Origin of the sequence: Streptomyces sp. NPDC055955 (genome assembly GCF_042270245.1) — a bacterium.
In the GTDB taxonomy this organism is placed as follows: Bacteria; Actinomycetota; Actinomycetes; order Streptomycetales; family Streptomycetaceae; genus Streptomyces.
On the sequence record NZ_JBHJYS010000018.1, the window covers coordinates 42,807 to 60,936 of the forward strand.

The window sequence follows — 18,130 nt, forward strand, 5'->3', positions numbered from 1 at the left end:
GTACGTACGAGGTCAGGCTGCTCAGGCCTCGAAGACCTCGCGGACCAGCTGCTCCTGCTCCGCCTGGTGACGCTTCGCCGAGCCGACCGCCGGGGACGAGCTGTGCGGCCGCGAGATGCGGCGCAGGCGCTCACCGTGCGGGACGTCGGCGCCGACCGCCAGGTCCAGGTGGTCGATCAGGTTGAGGGCGATGAAGGGCCACGCGCCCTGGTTCGCCGGCTCCTCCTGAGCCCACAGGTACTTCTCCGCGTTCGGGTACTTGGAGATCTCCGCCTGGAGCTCGGCACCCGGCAGCGGGTACAGACGCTCGATGCGGATGATCGCCGTGTCCGTCACGCCGCGCTTCTGACGCTCGGCCTCGAGGTCGTAGTAGACCTTGCCCGCGCAGAAGACGACCTTGCGGACCGCGGCCGGGTCCACCGAGCTGTCGCCGATGACGGGACGGAAGCCGCCCGTCGTGAACTCCTCCGCCTTCGACGCGGCCGCCTTGAGGCGCAGCATCGACTTCGGGGTGAAGACCACCAGCGGCTTGTGGTGCGGGTTGTGCACCTGCCACCGCAGGAGGTGGAAGTAGTTCGACGGGAGCGTCGGCATGGCGACCGTCATGTTGTTCTGCGCGCACAGCTGGAGGAAGCGCTCCGGGCGGGCGGACGAGTGGTCCGGGCCCTGGCCCTCGTAGCCGTGCGGCAGGAGCAGCGTGACGCCGGAGGTCTGGCCCCACTTCTGCTCGGCGGCCGAGATGTACTCGTCCACCACCGTCTGCGCGCCGTTGACGAAGTCGCCGAACTGCGCCTCCCACATCACGAGCGACTCGGGACGGGCCAGCGAGTAGCCGTACTCGAAGCCCATGACCGCGTACTCGGAGAGCAGGGAGTCGTAGACGTTGTAACGCGCCTGGTCGTCCGAGAGGTAGAGCAGCGGGGTGAAGTCCTCGCCGGTCTCCCGGTCGATCAGGACCGCGTGGCGCTGGCCGAACGTGCCGCGGCGCGAGTCCTGGCCCGAGAGGCGCACCGGGGTGCCCTCAAGGAGCAGGGAGCCGATGGCGAGCGTCTCGCCCATGCCCCAGTCGATCGTGCCGTCCTCGATCATCGCCGCGCGGCGCTGCAGCTGCGGCAGCAGACGCGGGTGCACGGTGACGCGGTCGGGGATGTTGACCTGCGACTCGGCGATCCGCTTCACGGTCTCCTGGGAGATCGCGGTGCTGACGGCGACCGGGAACTCGGCCTGCGGGTCGATGGCCGGGACCGGGGCCGGGAGCGCCGTGGCCTCGCGGACCTCGGCGAAGACCTTCTCCAGCTGGCCCTGGAAGTCCTGCAGCGCCTGCTCGGCCTCTTCGAGCGTGATGTCGCCACGGCCGATGAGGGACTCGGTGTAGAGCTTGCGCACCGAGCGCTTCTTGTCGATCAGGTCGTACATCAGCGGCTGCGTGAACGCCGGGTTGTCCGACTCGTTGTGACCGCGGCGGCGGTAGCAGATCAGGTCGATGACGACGTCCTTGTTGAACGCCTGGCGGAACTCGAAGGCCAGACGGGCAACGCGGACGACGGCCTCGGGGTCGTCGCCGTTCACGTGGAAGATCGGCGCCTCGATCATGCGGGCCACGTCCGTGGCGTACATGGAGGAGCGCGACGACTCCGGGGCGGCGGTGAAGCCGACCTGGTTGTTGATGACGATGTGGACCGTGCCGCCCGTGCGGTAGCCGCGCAGCTGCGACATGTTGAGCGTCTCGGCGACCACACCCTGGCCCGCGAAGGCCGCGTCACCGTGCAGGGCGACCGGCAGGACCGTGAAGTCCGTGCCGCCCTTGTTGATGATGTCCTGCTTGGCGCGGACGATGCCCTCGATGACCGGGTCGACCGTCTCCAGGTGGGACGGGTTCGCGGCCAGCGAGACCTTGATCTGCTCGCCGTCCAGGCCGGTGAAGGTGCCCTGGGCGCCCAGGTGGTACTTCACGTCGCCGGAGCCGTGCATCGACTTCGGGTCGAGGTTGCCCTCGAACTCGCGGAAGATCTGCGCGTACGACTTGCCGACGATGTTCGCCAGGACGTTCAGGCGGCCGCGGTGGGCCATGCCGATGACGACCTCGTCCAGGCGCGACTCGGCGGCGGAGTCGATGACCGCGTCGAGCAGCGGAATGACGGACTCGCCGCCCTCCAGGGAGAAGCGCTTCTGGCCGACGTACTTCGTCTGCAGGAACGTCTCGAACGCCTCGGCCGCGTTCAGCCGGCGCAGGATGCGCAGCTGCTCCTCGCGCTCCGGCTTGGTGTGCGGGCGCTCGACGCGGTCCTGGAGCCACTTGCGCTGCTTCGGGTCCTGGATGTGCATGTACTCGATGCCGGTGGTGCGGCAGTACGAGTCACGCAGGACGCCGAGGATGTCGCGCAGCTTCATCATCGACTTGCCGGCGAAGCCGCCGACCGCGAACTCGCGCTCCAGGTCCCACAGGGTGAGGCCGTGCTCGGCGATGTCCAGGTCGGGGTGCTTGCGCTGGCGGTACTCCAGCGGGTCGGTGTCGGCCATGACGTGGCCGCGGACCCGGAAGGAGTGGATCAGCTCGAAGACGCGGGCGGCCTTCGTGACGTCGTCGTCGTGCGAGGCGTCGATGTCCTTGAACCAGCGGACCGGCTCGTAGGGGATGCGCAGCGCCTTGAAGATCTCGTCGTAGAACTCGCCCTCACCGAGGAGGAGGTTCGCCACGACGCGCAGGAACTCGCCGGAGGCGGCGCCCTGGATGACCCGGTGGTCGTAGGTCGACGTGAGCGTCATGACCTTCGAGATGCCGAGCTTGTTCAGGGTGTCCTGGGACGTGCCCTGGAACTCCGCGGGGTAGTCCATCGAGCCGACGCCCATGATGACCGACTGTCCGGGCATCAGGCGCGGCACGGAGTGGACGGTGCCGAGGCCGCCGGGGTTGGTCAGCGAGACCGTGACACCGGTGAAGTCGTCCATGCCGAGCTTGCCGTCGCGGGCGCGGCGCACGATGTCCTCGTAGGCCTGCCAGAACTCGAAGAAGTTCAGCGTCTCGGCCTTCTTGATGCCCGCGACGACCAGCTGGCGGTCGCCGTTGGGCTTCACCAGGTCGATGGCGAGGCCGAAGTTCACGTGCTCCGGCTTGACCAGCGTCGGCTTGCCGTCCTTCTCCGCGAAGGAGTAGTTCATCGACGGCATGGCCTTGATGGCCTGCACCATCGCGTAGCCGATGAGGTGGGTGAAGGAGATCTTCCCGCCCCGGGCACGCTTCAGGTGGTTGTTGATGACGATGCGGTTGTCGAACAGCAGCTTCACCGGGACCGCGCGCACGGACGTCGCCGTGGGGACCTCGATGGAGGCGTTCATGTTCTTCGCGACGGCGGCGCTCGGGCCGCGCAGCGTCACGAACTCGGGGCCGCCGGCGGCCTCGGTCGCGGGCTGCGCCTTGGCGGGAGCGGGAGCCTTCACGGCAGCGGCGGCCGGCTTCGCGGGCGCCGCTGCGGCGGGCTTGGCCACCGGGGCGGCCGGAGCCGGAGCCGGAGCTGCGGCCGGAGCCGGGGGCGCGGCCGGAGCCGGGGCCGCCGGAGCGGCGGGCGCCGCGGCAGTGCCCGCAGCCCCCGCGGCTGCGGTACCGGCGGTGCCGGGACCGGAACCCTGTGCGGGGGCTCCGGTCGTCGGCTGGGCCGGGGCACCCGGCTTGTAGTCGGCGAAGAAGTCCCACCAGGCTCGGTCAACCGAATTCGGGTCCTGGAGGTACTGCTGATAGATCTCGTCGACGAGCCACTCATTGGGACCGAAAGCGGCGGCAGGGCTCTTGCCCTGCCCCTCTTGGTCGGTCGAGGTGCTCGAGTTACTGGGGGACTGTGGCGACACGGCGGTAACCGCCCTCTTCCGCTTCTCACAAGGTGATGGACAGCGGGAATAAAGGCTACGCCTCCAACACCGGGACTTGCAGACCGGGCCGGTCATCCGTCGCGTAAGTCACACCGGAAGCCGTGTTTCGGCGCTGGAAATGGCGGGAAACAAGCGGGGTTCCGGTTCAGCTTGGGTACGTCCTTGTACGAGTGCGGCCCCTCGGGCCCGCACCCCGTGACGAATGGCACGGCGATCTTGTGCTTCCGCTTCGAACCCTACGTCAACCTTGAGCGCGGGGCAGGCCCGGAAGGGTGACCTGGATCCGGCATCCGCGAGCCGATTCGGCCACGCCGATCCGGCCGCCGTGCAGGTCCACGGCCCAGCGGGCGATGGCGAGGCCGAGACCGGTGCCGCCGTCGCTTCCGGGGCCGTGCGCGGCGCCCTTCACATGGCCGCCCCGGTTGAAGCGCTCGAAGACGCGGTGCCACTCGGAGCGGGGGATGCCGGGGCCCTCGTCGAGGACCTCCAGGTCGAGCGATTCCGGATAGAGGCCGCGCCGCGCGAGCACGGTCACACGGCCGTGCGGCGGGCTGTGTTTCACGGCGTTGTCGATGAGGTTGGCCACCACTTGGTGGATCCGCTCGGGGTCCGCGTGCGCGGTCAGCTCGGGCGGGGACACGTCCAGGTGCAGATGCACGTCGGTGCGCGTGTGGGTGCCGGAGCCCGAGGCGATGCCGGCGCGCTGCGAGGCGACCATGTTGGCCTCCTTCAGGACGCCCGACAGATACGGCCACACCTCGAAGCGGCGCGCTTTGAGCGGGACCACGCCGTTGTCGAGCCGTGAGAGGTCGAGCAGCGTCTCGACCAGCCGGCCCAGGCGCTCGGTCTGTTTCAGGGCGGTGCGCATGGTCTCGGGGTCGGCGGCCGAGACGCCGTCCACGACGTTCTCCAGGACGGCGCGCAGGCCCGCGATCGGGGTGCGCAGCTCGTGCGAGACGTTCGCCACGAGCTCCTTGCGCTGCTGGTCCTGGGCCTCCAGGTCGTCGGCCATGCGGTTGATGGTCGCGGCCAGGTCGCCCAGCTCGTCGCGCCGGTCGGCGCCACGGACCCGGCGTGTGTAGTCGCCGTGCGAGATGGAGCGGGCGACCGTGTTCATCTCGTCGAGCGGCGCGGTCAGCGAGTGCGCCACGAACTGGGTGATGAGGAGCGTCGCGATGACCGAGAAGACCGTGATGAAACGGAGCTCGGTCTGAGTGCGGACGGCGACCATCAGCAGTCCCGTCGTGATGAACACCGAGACGACGACCAGCGTGCCGAGCTTGGTCTTGATGGAGAACGGCCGCAGGCCGCCCTGCACCCAGTGGCCCGCGAGGGGCCGGGCGGCCGGGGGAGCGCCGGGGGGAAGGCCCGGCGACCCCGGCTCGTACCCGTCCGCGTCCCGTACGTCGGATGCGCCGCCGCTGCCGGTCATGGCGTCGGCGTCTCCAGCGCATAGCCCACACCGTGGACGGTGCGGATCCGCTCGGCGCCGATCTTCCGGCGCAGCGCCTTGATGTGACTGTCGACGGTCCGGGTGCCCGACGCGTCCGCCCAGTCCCACACCTCGGCGAGCAGCTGCTCGCGCGAGAGGACGGCGCGGGGTGTGTTGGCCAGGCAGACCAGGAGGTCGAACTCCGTGGGCGTCAGGTGGACGTCCTCGGAGCGCACCCGCACCCGGCGCTGTGCGTGGTCGATCTCCAGCTCGCCGAGCCGCAGGATGCCGCTCCTGGGCGTGGCCGCCGCGAGCGCCGCGCGCTCGACCCTCCGCAGCAGGACGTGCACGCGCGCCGCGAGCTCCCGCATCGAGAAGGGCTTCGTCATGTAGTCGTCCGCGCCCACGCCGAGCCCGACGAGCATGTCCGTCTCGTCGTCGCGCGCCGTGAGCATCATCACCGGCACCGGCCGCTGCGCCTGCACACGGCGGCAGACCTCGAGCCCGTCGAAGCCGGGCAGCATGATGTCGAGGATCAGTAGGTCCGGCTGCCATGCCTCGGCCGTGTCGACCGCCGCCGGACCGTCCTGAGCCGTTTGCACGAGGAATCCCTCGGCACGCAGCCGCGCGGCGATGGCGTCGACGATCGTGGGGTCGTCCTCGACCACCAGGACCCGTCGCTGGGCGCCCGGCGACGCCGTGTTGCCGTTGTGGGAGGTGTGTGTCTGCTCCATCGCCCCGCCCCTGAATGCGCACATCCGTGTGCGCTTGACGCTTGAATGATCTGGGTTTCGGCAGTCAGCGTACGGGGAGTTACCGCGAGTCGGCTACGCAGCCCTGACCCCGAGATGTACGACGTCCGGAACGCCCCGGACAACCGGGATCTCTTCGGTGCGGACCGACCGGAATCCGGCATTCCGCAAGGTTCCTTCGAAATTTGCGGAGGGCTGCGCGGACCACACGGCGAGCACGCCGCCAGGGGCGAGCCGTGCCCGGCAGGCCGCGAGACCTACCGGTGAGTAGAGACTGTCGTTACCCTCCGTCACCGTCCAGTCGGGTCCGTTGTCGATGTCGAGGCACAGTGCGTCGAACGTCTCGGTCGATTCCTGGACGTAGGAGACAAGGTCCGCCTCCACAATCTCGGTGCGCGGGTCGGCGAGCGCGGACCGTGACAGCTCGGACAGCGGGCCCTCGCGGTGCCAGTCGACGATCGCCGGCTCACGTTCGACGACGGCGATGCGGCCCCAGCGGGAATTCGCAGCCGCGTGTGTGAGGGAGAATCCGACACCGAGCCCGCCGATGAGAATTCCGGGTGCCGGGCGGTCGTCGAGAGCGTCCAGCGCCGCGTCGACCAGGAGGCGCTCGGAGCGGCCGTCGGACGTGTCCATCAGGAAGCACCCGTTGGCGATGATCTGGAGCAGCGCGCCGTGGCGCCGCAGTACGACCTCTCCGAACGGCCCCTCGCGCCGGTCGAGGACGACGGGGGCGGTGTGGTCGGTGTCGTACGGGATGGGGTACGAGGTGGACATGGCGTCCATCCTGCCGCAACCGGCGCGACGCCCGGCCGTCTCCGGAAACGGAGTCGGGGGCTCTCCTGTGCAGGTCCTGTGGATCATGCGGTGCGTGGCGTCGATCATGGACGGCGCGGGTACGGGAGGCGAAAGCCCGGGCGGGCCGGAAAGGAAGGGGTGCCGCAGGTGGAGCGTGGCGTGACGGCCGAGGCCGGCGGGGCGGACGTTTCTTCGAGGGCTGTTTTCTCGGGAACCGTCTCCTCGGGGGCGCCTCCTGAGGCTTCGCGCCCCCTGCTCGATGCCGTCCCGGCCCAGCCGGCGGTCTGTGACCCGGCACGTGCCGCTCCCGGATCCGTGACCGGCGTACGCATCCCGCCCGAGACGGTCGGCCTCTGGCGCCGGATGCGCCCCTGGCGGCTGCTGCCGACGCCCACGGGGACACCGTTCACCTTCACCTACGCCGCCGTGCTCGTCGGCACGTCCCTCTTCGCGCTGTTCGCCGATCCCGGCGTCGTCGCGTCCGCGCTGCAGGGTTCCAGCACCGACGTGGCGCACCTCGCGCACACCCCCGTGTTCGTGCTGGTCGCCAGTGCGCTGTGGATCGCCGGCGGGATCACGTCCCCGTTCGCGATCGGCTTCCTGGTCGTCCTCACGGCGCTGGAGCGCCGGATCGGCGGTCTTCGCACCGCCGGTGTCTTCGTCCTCGGCCACACCGTGGCGACGCTCGCCACCGAGGTGCCCGTCGGGCTCTCCGTGATGGCCGGGCAGCTGCCGGAGAGCTCGCTGCACCGCCTCGACTACGGGATCAGCTTCGGTGTGGCCGCGAGCATCGGGGCGCTCGCCGGTCTCCTCACGCCCTGGCTGCGCTGGGCCGTGCTCGCCGTCGTCGGCGGGATGCTGGTCGAGGACCTCGTCGAGTTCGCGGACCCGATGACGAGCTGGGGTCACCTAATGGCGCTCGCCATCGGTGTCGGGACCTGGCCGCTGGTGCGCCGGTGGCGCCGCGCGCCGGGAGCGTCCGCAGCCTGACGCGGCCCCTCGTCCCCCGGCCGGCCCCTTGTCGTGCGCGTCACACACTCCCTCTGAGCTGCGGCTTTCCCCTGCCCGCCCCTTGATCGCCGAGAGCGAACAGCACCGGGGGAACATTCAGAGGCTCACGTGCATTGAGTCTCCATAGCTCAACTTGACTGCTTAAGGGGAGATCATGGCATCGACGTCCACACCGCTCACCCTGCCCGTGCTGCCGCTCGACGACGAGGTCGTGCTGCCCGGAATGGTGGTGCCCCTGGACCTCAACGACAACGACGTACGCGCCGCGGTGGAGGCCGCCCAGGCAGCGGCCCGTTCCAGCGGATCCGTGGGCGGCAGCAAGCCGAAGGTGCTTCTTGTTCCCCGGATCGACGGCACGTACGCGAACACCGGCGTGCTCGGCACCGTCGAGCAGGTGGGCCGGCTCGCCGACGGCGACCCCGGCGCCCTGATCCGTGGCCGCAGCCGCGTACGGATCGGCGCGGGCACGACCGGCCCCGGCGCCGCCCTGTGGGTGGAGGGCCTCGCGGTCGAGGAGACCGTGCCGGAGCCGCTGCCCGGCTCCGTGACCGAGCTGGTCACCGAATACAAGGCACTCGCCACGAACTGGCTGAAGAAGCGCGGAGCCTGGCAGGTCGTGGACCGTGTCCAGCAGATCGACGACGTCTCCGCGCTCGCCGACAACTCCGGCTACTCGCCCTTCCTGAGCACCCCGCAGAAGGTGGAGCTTCTGGAGACGGCCGACCCGGTCGCCCGGCTCAAGCTGGCCACCGAGCAGCTGCGCGAGCACCTCGCCGAGCAGGACGTGGCCGAGTCCATCGCCAAGGACGTGCAGGAAGGCGTCGACAAGCAGCAGCGCGAGTTCCTGCTGCGGCGCCAGCTGGACGCCGTACGCAAGGAGCTGCGCGAGCTGAACGGCGAGTCGGAGGGCGAGGAGTCCGACGACTACCGCACGCGGGTCGAGGCCGCCGACCTTCCGGAGAAGGTCCGCGAGGCCGCGCTCAAGGAGGTCGAGAAGCTGGAGCGGTCCAGCGACCAGTCCCCCGAGGGCTCGTGGATCCGTACCTGGCTCGACACGGTCCTCGAACTGCCGTGGAACGAGCGAACTGATGACAGCGCCTCCGCGTACGACATCCAGGGCGCCCGGCGCGTCCTCGACGCCGAGCACTCCGGCCTGGAGGACGTGAAGGAGCGCATCACCGAGTACCTGGCCGTGCGCAAGCGGCGTTCCGAGCGCGGGCTCGGCGTCGTCGGCGGACGCAGGGGCGGCGCGGTGCTCGCGCTCGTCGGCCCGCCCGGCGTCGGCAAGACCTCGCTCGGCGAGTCCGTGGCGCACGCCATGGGCCGCAAGTTCGTCCGCGTCGCCCTCGGCGGCGTACGGGACGAGGCGGAGATCCGCGGACACCGGCGTACGTACGTGGGTGCCCTGCCGGGCCGGATCGTGCGCGCGATCAAGGAGGCCGGGTCGATGAACCCGGTCGTGCTGCTCGACGAGATCGACAAGGTGGGGTCCGACTTCCGGGGCGACCCGGCGGCCGCCCTGCTCGAAGTGCTCGACCCGGCGCAGAATCACACGTTCCGCGACCACTACCTGGAGGTCGAACTCGACCTCAGCGACGTCGTGTTCCTCGCGACGGCCAACGTCCTGGAGGCCATCCCGGAGGCCCTGCTCGACCGTATGGAGCTGGTCCGCCTCGACGGCTACACCGAGGACGAGAAGGTCGTCATCGCCCGTGACCACCTGCTCCCGCGCCAGCTGGAGCGGGCCGGTCTGGACAAGGACGAGGTCACCCTCGGCGAGAGCGCGCTGCGCAAGCTCGCGGGGGAGTACACGCGGGAAGCGGGCGTGCGCAACCTGGAGCGGTCCGTCGCACGGCTGCTGAGGAAGGTCGCGGCCCAGCACGAACTGGGCGAGCGCGAGCTGCCGTTCACCGTCGAGGACACCGACCTGCGGACCCTCATCGGGCGCCCGCACCACGTGCCCGAGGCGGCGCAGGACCCGGCCGAGCGCCGTACGGCGGTGCCGGGCGTGGCCACCGGACTGGCGGTCACCGGGGCGGGCGGCGACGTCCTCTACGTGGAGGCGTCCCTCGCCGACCCGGAGACGGGCGCGGCCGGTCTGACCCTGACCGGTCAGCTCGGTGACGTGATGAAGGAGTCGGCGCAGATCGCGCTCTCCTTCCTGCGCTCGCACGGCGCCGAACTGGAGCTGCCCGTCGCCGACCTGAAGGACCGCGGCGTGCACATCCACTTCCCGGCCGGCGCGGTGCCGAAGGACGGTCCGAGCGCGGGTGTCACCATGACGACCGCTCTCGCGTCACTGCTCAGCGGGCGCCAGGTCCGTACGGACGTGGCGATGACCGGTGAGGTGTCGCTGACCGGGCGCGTGCTGCCGATCGGTGGCGTCAAGCAGAAGCTGCTCGCCGCGCACCGGGCCGGCATCACCACGGTCGTCATCCCGAAGCGGAACGAGGCGGACCTGGACGACGTCCCCGCCGAGGTCCTGGAGAAGCTGGACGTGCACCCGGTGACGGATGTGCGGCAGGTGCTCGAACTGGCGCTGGCGCCCGCGTCGGCGGACCTGGAGGTCCCGGTGGCGGCGTGACGGACGTGGCCGGACGACGAGGGCCCGAGTCCCCTTGGGGGCTCGGGCCCTCCGCGTGTGCCCGGCGCGAGGGACGAGGCGCTCGCCGAACGCTGCCTCCGGCCACCGGCCGGGCCGACGGCACGCCGCCGAAGCTGTACCAGGTGGCGCCCGACGGGAAGGGCGGCCCACAGCGCATGTCCCGCAACCGCGGTGACCAGGTGTACGCGGCGGCCGACACCGGCCGGCGCGTACACCGGCTCGACGGCACCACCGGCTGCACGACCTCGTGAAGCGGGACCGGCCGGCGGGTCGCTGCTGACCTGCCCCCCGGCCCCCGTAGGAGCGGCCGGACCCCTGGGCGAGTCCGGCCGCTCTTCGCCCGCTCGCGGACTCAGCCGTTGGCCAGCGCCTGGACGCGGTCCAGGGCGCCGTTGAACTTGCTGTGGTCGCCGACCGTCGGGCCGGACGACGTGTACTGCCACATCGTGTAGTAGCCCCAGCCGGCCGGGAGCGTGCCCGGGTCGGTGTTGTAGCGGGCGATCCAGAGCGGGTTGGTCGCCCCGAACGCGCTGGAGTTGCCGGTGCACTCGGTCCACCAGCTCGTCGCCGTGTAGATCACGGCGTCGCGGCCGGTGCGGGCCTTGTACTGGTTCAGGAAGTCGCGGATCCAGCTGACCATCGCGGCCTGGGTCTTGCCGTAGCAGGACGCGCCGTACGGGTTCCACTCGATGTCGAGCGCGCCCGGCAGGGTCCTGCCGTCCCGGGACCAGCCGCCCCCGTGGTCCACGAAGTAGTTGGCCTGCGCGGCGCCGGTCGTCGTGTCCGGGGTCGCGAAGTGGTACGCGCCGCGGATCATGCCGACGTCGTAGGAGCCGTTGTACTGCTGGGCGAAGTACGGGTTCGTGTAGTACGTGCCTTCCGTGGCCTTGACGTAGGCCCACTTCACGCCGCTGTTCCAGAGCGTCGACCAGGCCACGTTGCCGTTGTGGCTGCTGGTGTCCACGCCCTCGGTCTGGGTGGCCTTGTCGCCGGCGGGCAGGCCGCCCCGACCGTCGTGCTCGGCGACGCCCATGCCCATCGTGGCGGAGCCGCGGGCGGGGACGTCGGCCGCCTGGGCCGCGGTGGGCAGGGTGAACAGCAGCGAGAGTGCTGCGAGGATGACTCCGGCCGCCGGGAAGCGCCTCAGGCGCGGGCGGCGGACGGTTCCGGATCTGTGCACGGGCATTGCGTGCCTCCGAAGGCCTCGTTGAGCTTCTGTGAGCTCGGTGGGGGGACCTTTCGACATGTCGCTGGTGTGGACATGTCACCAAAGAAGCTACGCACGTAGACCGCCGGGAGGGAAGGGGGCCCGGATGCTGCCGTTGGTCTACTCCTGCGAAATACTGGCGGAGCTGCGGCAATGGCCGCGAATGGCGGAAACTTTCAGAAACGGGAAACCCTGGCATGGGTGCTGACGTGCACGAGGACGGGAACGGCGTGCGGCCGGGCGCCGAATTCGACGCGACGGAGAGTGGTGTGGACCACGAATTCTTGTCCCTGGAAAGGGAGTTGACGGTCTTCCTCAGGAGAGCTCGCGCGTCCTCCGGCGAGATGGCGCGCGCCGTCCACCCGGACCTCGAACCCGCCGCCTACGGACTCCTCGCGCGCCTGGAGGAGTGCGGCCGGCAGCGGGCCACCGAACTCGCCGCGTACGTCGGCGTCGGCAAGGCCACCATGAGCCGGCAGCTGCGTGCCCTGGAGGAACTCGGTCTCGTCGCGCGCGAGCCCGACCCCGCCGACGGCCGCGCCTGGCTCGTTCACCTCACCGACGAGGGCCGTGCCAACTTCCGGCAGGTCCGCGACGCCCGCCGTGCCACCTACGTACGCCAGCTCGCGGGCTGGGACCGCAGCGAGGTGGCGGAACTGGCGCGACTGCTCCACCAGTTGAACGCCGGCGCCGAGGGCTAGGGCCTCTCGTCCGGATCACGCCGGGCCCGCGAGGCCCGGCCCCGCGCCGCACGGCGTGGCCGTCGGTCGCCGACGCTCCGCGTGGGTTTCTCCCGCCGCCTTGCGCTGCACGGCACCGGGCCCCGCTCCCCGGTCCGGTCCGACCGGGACGAAGGGCCTCACGCCCTACAGCTCCACGTACACCGCCGTCGCGTCGTCGTGGGTCTTGCTGCGCCGCAGGAACACCCGGTCCTGCTCGTCCGCGTCCTCCAGGGCCCGTACGCGCGCGACCACCGCGCCGGGGCCCTCCTTGCGCGTGAGCGCGAACAGGTCCGTCCAGTCGCCCTCGTGGAACTTCTCGACCCAGCGCGTGACTCCGTCGGTCAGCGCCACGAGCGTGCGCGCCCGTGTCCGGGGGAGTTCACCCGTGACCGCTCGGGCGGCGACCGAGGGGTCGGCGGCGGCCGTGAAGAAGCCGCCCTGCTTGTTGCGCACGGTCGCGTCGGCCACCTCGTCCGAGACGAGGCAGGCGCGCGGTACGCGGTCGAGCCGGTCGTCCACCAGCGCCGTGACCGACCCGGACGCGTCCTCGACCAGCAACACCGAGTCGGACAGCACCAGATACTCGACCCGCTCCGCGTCCCACCGCGCCAGGACCACGGTTGCCTGAGGCGTACGCGGGTGAGAAAGGTCACAGGTTTGCCGATGGGTGTCGGCGGTACGGCGGATTGCCTCGGCGAGGACGGCGGTCAACGTCATATCCCGCCGCGAAACGGACAGTTCACCCAATGCGCCGCCGAGCCGGGCCGTGAACCAGGGGACGGAATGCAGGCAGCCGCTCTCGCCCCGGGGTGGTGTGACCCCGTCCAGGACCACCAGCGTTCCCCCCTGTCCGCAGGCGGGCGCGGCCGCCGAGGCGAAGTCCTCGTTGGGTCGGTCGGGACTTCCGGGCTCCGTCGCGAGTTCGATGCGCATCCGGCCAGTCTGCACGAGGCCTTCACAAGTGGCCCGTTGAGCCGGGAGTTGAGTCGCATCGGCAGGTCAGACGCCTGGTTTCGACCGGAATGATCGACTCCGTCGGGCGGTGGCGGGGCATCTTGCCAAAGCCTGTGAGAGACGTCCAACCGGCGCCCCGTTCGGGCCCCGTGCCCATGCCACCGGGACTTGCTCCCCAACTCCCGCTCGATGTTCACTCCTTCGGGTGGCTGGCTAGGTGATGCGCGACCACTGCTCACCGGCACTGGAATGGTCTGGAGCCATACCAGGGGGCGCGTGTTGACAGATCGTCACCCGGGCCCATGGGTAGACGAGTCAGGAATGCGAGCACCGGTGCGGAAGATGCGGCCTCGACGCAAGGGCAAGCAAGCGGCCTCCGAAGCGGACGAGGGGCGCACGACGGTTCCCGCGGGATCCGTCGCGCACGCCCCGGCGGGCCCCTCCGCCGATCCCGGAGGGCGACGCACCGCGCGGGTGCGCAACCGGCTCATCATCGCCGTAGCGGTCGTCGCCGCGGCGATCGCCGGCTCCGCCGCACCCGCCCTCATGACCGCGTCCGGGCAGGTCAGCGATTCGCAGGAGCTCGTCGACCTCGCGGCACGGACCCAGCAGACCGTCACGCTCTCCCACTCCCTGGCCGACGAGCGCGACGAGGTCACCGCCTTCATCGCCGCCGGGCGGCCCAAGGGACAAGGGCTCTCCGAGAGCCGCAGCGCCCGCGTCGACCGGCAGCTCGAAGAGCTCCGCACCGACGCCCCGGCGCCCCTGCGGCGCGACCTCGCCGGCATCGCGGCCGTCCGCCGGGCCGCGCTCACCGGCAAGAGCAGTGCCCTCGAGGCCCACAAGGCGTACTCCGGCGCGATCAACGAGCTGCACAGCACCGCCGAGCAGCTCGCCGAGAGCACCCCGCCCCGTGCGGGCTCCGGAGCGCACGCCTTCGCCGACCTCGACCGGGCCGTCGAGCAGGCCTCCGCCGCGCGCGGGCTCCTGCTCGCCGCGTTGGCTGTGCCCCGCACCGGCCAGACGTCCACGGTCATCGACCCGGTCACCGGACTCCCGAAGACGGTCGTCTCCCAGGACTCCGCCGACGGCAGGCAGCGCGACGCCCTGAGCGCCGCCGCCCAGCAGGCCCACGTACGCGAACAGGCCGCGCTCGCCGACTTCGAGGACGCCGCCCCGGCCGCGTCCGTCGCCTCCTACGACGCGACGGTCACCGGCCCCGACGTCACCAAGGCCGACAAGTACCTGGCCGCCCTCACGGACGAGCCCACGCTGTCCGCCGGCGACCTCGCCGCCAGTCCCAAGAACGTCGACGCCGCGCTCTCCGCCCGCATCGACCTGATGCGCGGAGCCGAGTCGTCCCTCTACGACCGGCGCACCAAGGACCTCGCCGGGCTGCGCGACGACGACGTCACCGCGCTCGAGGTCCGTATCGCGCTGGCCGGGCTGTGCCTGCTCGTCGCCGTCGGCGTCTCGATGGCCATGGCCCGCACGCTGACCAGGCCGCTCGCGGTGCTCCGCCTCGGCTCGGCCCGGCTCGCCACGGACCCGGCGAGCGAGGAGCCGGTCAAGTTCACCGGGCGCAACGACGAGTTCGCCCAGGTCGTGCGGTCCGTCAACGCGCTGCACGCGCACGCACTCGGCCTCCACGAGCGCCTCACCACGCTCGAGGCCGACCGCAAGCACCTGATCGGCCAGCGCGCGACCATGGCCGACGAGCGCGAGAAGCTGCGCGCCGAACTCGACTCGGCCGCGGCCCACCTGGACCGGGTCCGGCACAGCATCCATGGCACGTTCGTGAACCTCGCCCTGCGCACCCTCGGCCTCGTGGAGCGCCAGCTCGGCGTCATCGAGAACCTGGAGGAGCGCGAGCAGGACCCCGAGCGCCTCGCGACCCTCTTCAAGCTCGACCACTTCGCCACCGTCATGCGGCGGCACAGCGAGAACCTCCTCGTCCTCGCCGGCGCCGAGCACGGCCACGGGACCCCCGGCGCCGTCCCGCTGGTCGACGTCGTGCGCGCCGCGGTCAGCGAGATCGAGCGCTACGAGCGGGTCCGGATCTCCGCGCTGCCGCCCCACGCGCACCTCGCCGGGTTCGCCGCAGACGACCTCAGCCACCTCGTCGCCGAAGTCCTGGAGAACGCCACCTCGTTCTCGCCGCCCGACGCCTCCGTCGAGGTGTCCGGCTGGCTCCTGGAGAGCGGCGAGGTCATGCTCTCCGTCCAGGACGAGGGCATCGGCATGACCGACGAGCGGATGAAGGAGCTCAACGCCCGCCTCGCCGCCTTCGCGGACGACGAGATGTTCGACCCCGAGGACGGTGACGGCCTCGGCCTCGGCCTGTACGTCGTGGCCCGCCTCGCCGCGCGCCACGGCGTGCGGGTGCAGCTGCGCGAGCAGAAGCAGGGCGGGATCGCCGTCGTCATCGTGCTGCCCAGGGCGCTCCTCGCGGCGGCCCCCGCGGCAGCCGCGCCCCCGCGGGTCCCGGTCGCCGGCGCGGCGCCCGCCGTGCACCTGCCCGGATCCGAGGCCGAGGCCAACTCCAATGTCCTGAGCAGCCGGTCCAAGGACGGCCACGACCCGCTGATCGCCGCGGCGGAGCACGCCGTACGGGAAGCGGGGACGGACGCCGAAGCGCCGCGGGAGCCCACGGCGGACCCCGCACCGGAGCCCACGGTCCCGGTCGAGTCGCCCGCCGAGACGACCATGACCCTGACCGCGCCCATCCCGGCCTTCGACCCGGACCCGGTACGCGCCGTCGCCCCGGAACCCGTACCGACTGCGGCCCCCGCGCCGCAGCCCCTGCACCTCGACGACGAGCCCGCGCACGAGCGGGTGGTCGACGAGACGGGCACCGCGCACCCCAGCGGCACCCCGGGTCTGCCCACCCGGCCCAAGGCCGACACGCCTCCCGCCCCCGAGGCGGCGGGCGACCCCGTGATCCCCGCGGCCCGCACCCCCCAGTGGGAGCGCGTCACGGACAAGGGCCTGCCCAAGAGGACCCCCAAGATCTCGGCCCCCGCGCCCGCCGCGGCGCCGCGCACCGGATCCGTCGACGCCGACGCCCTGCGCCGCCGCCTCGGCGGATTCCACCAAGGGGCCAACAAAGGCCGGCGGGACGTCGAGGCCGAGATCGGCGGAACGGATCCGTCCGCAGAACCCGAGGGGGACACAGTCGAGGAGGCAAGCAGTTGACTGCGCCCAGTCGCACGCCGAGTGCGTCCACCCCTGGATTCGGACTCAGCACCGAAGCCCGCAACCTGCACTGGCTGCTGACCAATCTGGTGGAGGAGGTGCCAGGGCTCCTCTCGGTCGCGGTCGTCTCCTCCGACGGGCTGCTCCTGCTCTCCTCCGACCCCGGCAGGAACAATGAGCGCCCTGCCGACCACAGCGGCGGACCCAAGGGTTCCAGCGCCGACCTGGCCACGATCGTGTCCGGCGTCGGCAGCCTCACCATCGGCGCCGCCAAGCTGATGGACGGCGGGGGCGTCAAGCAGACCATGGTCGCGATGGAGGAAGGCAGCCTCTTCGTCATGTCCATCAGCGACGGCTCACTGCTCGGCGTGCACGCCACCCCGGACTGCGACATGAGCGTCGTCGCCTATCACATGGCGCTCTTCGTCGGCCGTGCCGGGCATGTCCTCACGCCCGAACTCCGCAGTGAACTGCGCCAGTCGATGGAGAACGCCAAGTGAGCAGCAGCATCACGAATCTCAGTACCGGCGGCCCGAAACTTCCCACCCGGGGCGGCGACCGCAAGCCGGCCCGGGTGCGCCCCTACTCGCTCACCGGCGGCCGCACCCGCTTCGGCCACGTGCTGCTCGTCGAGACGTTCGTCGCCGCGCTCGAAGCGCCCGAGGAACGCCTCGAGATAGGCCAGGGCACGCTCTCGACACGGATCATGCCGGAGATGCGGGCGATCGTGGAGCTGTGCCGCCGCATGCGCACGGTCGCCGAGATCGCCGCGCTCCTGAAGATGCCCCTCGGCGTGGTCCGCGTACTGCTCAGCGACCTCGCCGACCAGGGAAAGATCCGCGTTTACGGAACCGGCCACGGCCCGGGCCAGCCGGACCGCGCACTGCTTGAAAGGGTGCTGAGTGGACTCCGTCGTCTCTGAAGGCGTCACCGAGGGCGTCACGCCCGCCTTCGTACCTGCCCAGCCGTCGTCCGGCCGTGATGCCGTCGCCTTCGAGCCCCAGGAGGAGCTCCAGGCCTGGCAGACGGACCGCACCCGCGCCCCGATCGCCACGAAGATAGTGGTCGCCGGCGGCTTCGGCGTCGGCAAGACCACGCTCGTCACCGCCGTCTCGGAGATCCAGCCCCTCCAGACGGAGGCGCTGATGACCCAGGCGAGCGAGGAGACCGACGACCTCACCGACACCCCCGACAAGACCACGACCACGGTCGCCATGGACTTCGGGCGGATCACGCTCGACGACGACCTGGTGCTCTACCTCTTCGGCACGCCGGGGCAGCAGCGCTTCTGGTTCATGTGGGACGACCTGGTGCGCGGCGCGATCGGTGCGGTGGTGCTCGCCGACACCCGGCGGCTGCCCGACTGCTTCCCGGCCCTCGACTACTTCGAGAGCTGCGGGCTCCCGTATGTCGTCGCCGTCAACCACTTCGACGGATCCGAAGAGTTCGCCGCCGCCGACGTGCGCGAGGCCCTGACGGTGCCGCCGCACATCCCTGTCCTCATCATGGACGCGCGGCAGCGCATCTCGGTCGTCGAGACCCTCCTGGCCCTCGTCGGCCACGCGCTCGACGCCACCCCCGAATAGCCAC

13 protein-coding genes are annotated in these 18,130 nt (G+C 71.1%); 7 read left to right on the forward strand and 6 right to left on the reverse strand.

Annotated elements, in window-relative coordinates; genetic code table 11:
* Positions 1-21: 21 nt before the first annotated feature.
* The 4 genes from ACFC96_RS30760 to ACFC96_RS30775 all read right to left on the reverse strand — a co-directional run bounded on the left by ACFC96_RS30760 (position 22) and on the right by ACFC96_RS30775 (position 6,825).
* Entirely contained in the window at positions 22-3,843 is a 3,822-nt protein-coding gene (locus ACFC96_RS30760) for a multifunctional oxoglutarate decarboxylase/oxoglutarate dehydrogenase thiamine pyrophosphate-binding subunit/dihydrolipoyllysine-residue succinyltransferase subunit (protein ID WP_376615163.1), read from the reverse strand.
* Between the two features lie 262 nt (positions 3,844-4,105).
* A complete protein-coding gene (locus tag ACFC96_RS30765) occupies positions 4,106-5,296 on the reverse strand; it encodes an ATP-binding protein (protein ID WP_376258112.1) in 1,191 nt (396 codons plus the stop codon).
* Positions 5,293-6,030 (reverse strand): response regulator transcription factor, encoded by a 738-nt coding sequence (locus ACFC96_RS30770; protein WP_376258114.1) that lies wholly within the window; start codon positions 6,028-6,030, stop codon positions 5,293-5,295. Before ACFC96_RS30770 ends, ACFC96_RS30765 begins: the two co-directional genes overlap by 4 nt.
* Positions 6,031-6,123: 93 nt before the next feature.
* The gene (locus ACFC96_RS30775) at positions 6,124-6,825 is read right to left on the reverse strand and encodes a spermidine synthase (RefSeq protein WP_376615165.1); all 702 of its coding nucleotides are present in this window, start codon (positions 6,823-6,825) and stop codon (positions 6,124-6,126) included.
* 180 nt (positions 6,826-7,005) lie between these two features.
* Between ACFC96_RS30775 and ACFC96_RS30780 the strand changes: the two genes are divergently transcribed.
* Complete coding sequence (locus tag ACFC96_RS30780; RefSeq protein WP_376615166.1) at positions 7,006-7,836, forward strand: rhomboid-like protein; 831 nt, start codon at positions 7,006-7,008, stop codon at positions 7,834-7,836.
* A 175-nt stretch (positions 7,837-8,011) separates the two neighbouring features.
* The gene (gene lon, locus ACFC96_RS30785; protein ID WP_376615168.1) at positions 8,012-10,441 is read left to right on the forward strand and encodes an endopeptidase La; all 2,430 of its coding nucleotides are present in this window, start codon (positions 8,012-8,014) and stop codon (positions 10,439-10,441) included.
* Between the two features lie 373 nt (positions 10,442-10,814).
* On the opposite strand, the gene ACFC96_RS30790 is transcribed toward lon, so the two are convergent.
* The gene (locus tag ACFC96_RS30790; RefSeq protein WP_376258121.1) at positions 10,815-11,648 is read right to left on the reverse strand and encodes a lysozyme; all 834 of its coding nucleotides are present in this window, start codon (positions 11,646-11,648) and stop codon (positions 10,815-10,817) included.
* 218 nt (positions 11,649-11,866) lie between these two features.
* Between ACFC96_RS30790 and ACFC96_RS30795 the strand changes: the two genes are divergently transcribed.
* A complete protein-coding gene (locus tag ACFC96_RS30795) occupies positions 11,867-12,370 on the forward strand; it encodes a MarR family winged helix-turn-helix transcriptional regulator (RefSeq protein WP_376258123.1) in 504 nt (167 codons plus the stop codon).
* Positions 12,371-12,535: 165 nt separating this feature from the next.
* On the opposite strand, the gene ACFC96_RS30800 is transcribed toward ACFC96_RS30795, so the two are convergent.
* Positions 12,536-13,324, reverse strand: a complete 789-nt coding sequence (locus ACFC96_RS30800; protein WP_376615170.1) for a protein phosphatase 2C domain-containing protein — start codon at positions 13,322-13,324, stop codon at positions 12,536-12,538.
* A 342-nt stretch (positions 13,325-13,666) separates the two neighbouring features.
* On the opposite strand from ACFC96_RS30800, the gene ACFC96_RS30805 reads away from it, so the two are divergent.
* From ACFC96_RS30805 to ACFC96_RS30820, 4 genes are read left to right on the forward strand one after another with little or no spacing between them, the layout of a single operon-like run.
* Positions 13,667-16,540: a nitrate- and nitrite sensing domain-containing protein gene (locus ACFC96_RS30805; RefSeq protein ID WP_376615171.1), complete on the forward strand. Its 2,874-nt coding sequence runs from the start codon at positions 13,667-13,669 to the stop codon at positions 16,538-16,540.
* Positions 16,537-17,040: a roadblock/LC7 domain-containing protein gene (locus ACFC96_RS30810; RefSeq protein WP_227297198.1), complete on the forward strand. Its 504-nt coding sequence runs from the start codon at positions 16,537-16,539 to the stop codon at positions 17,038-17,040. The genes ACFC96_RS30805 and ACFC96_RS30810 overlap by 4 nt, the downstream gene beginning before the upstream one ends.
* A complete protein-coding gene (locus ACFC96_RS30815) occupies positions 17,037-17,462 on the forward strand; it encodes a DUF742 domain-containing protein (RefSeq protein ID WP_240654277.1) in 426 nt (141 codons plus the stop codon). Before ACFC96_RS30810 ends, ACFC96_RS30815 begins: the two co-directional genes overlap by 4 nt.
* Positions 17,443-18,126, forward strand: coding sequence for an ATP/GTP-binding protein (locus tag ACFC96_RS30820; RefSeq protein WP_376258129.1), 684 nt, complete (start codon positions 17,443-17,445; stop codon positions 18,124-18,126). The genes ACFC96_RS30815 and ACFC96_RS30820 overlap by 20 nt, the downstream gene beginning before the upstream one ends.
* The last annotated feature ends 4 nt before the right edge of the window (positions 18,127-18,130 follow it).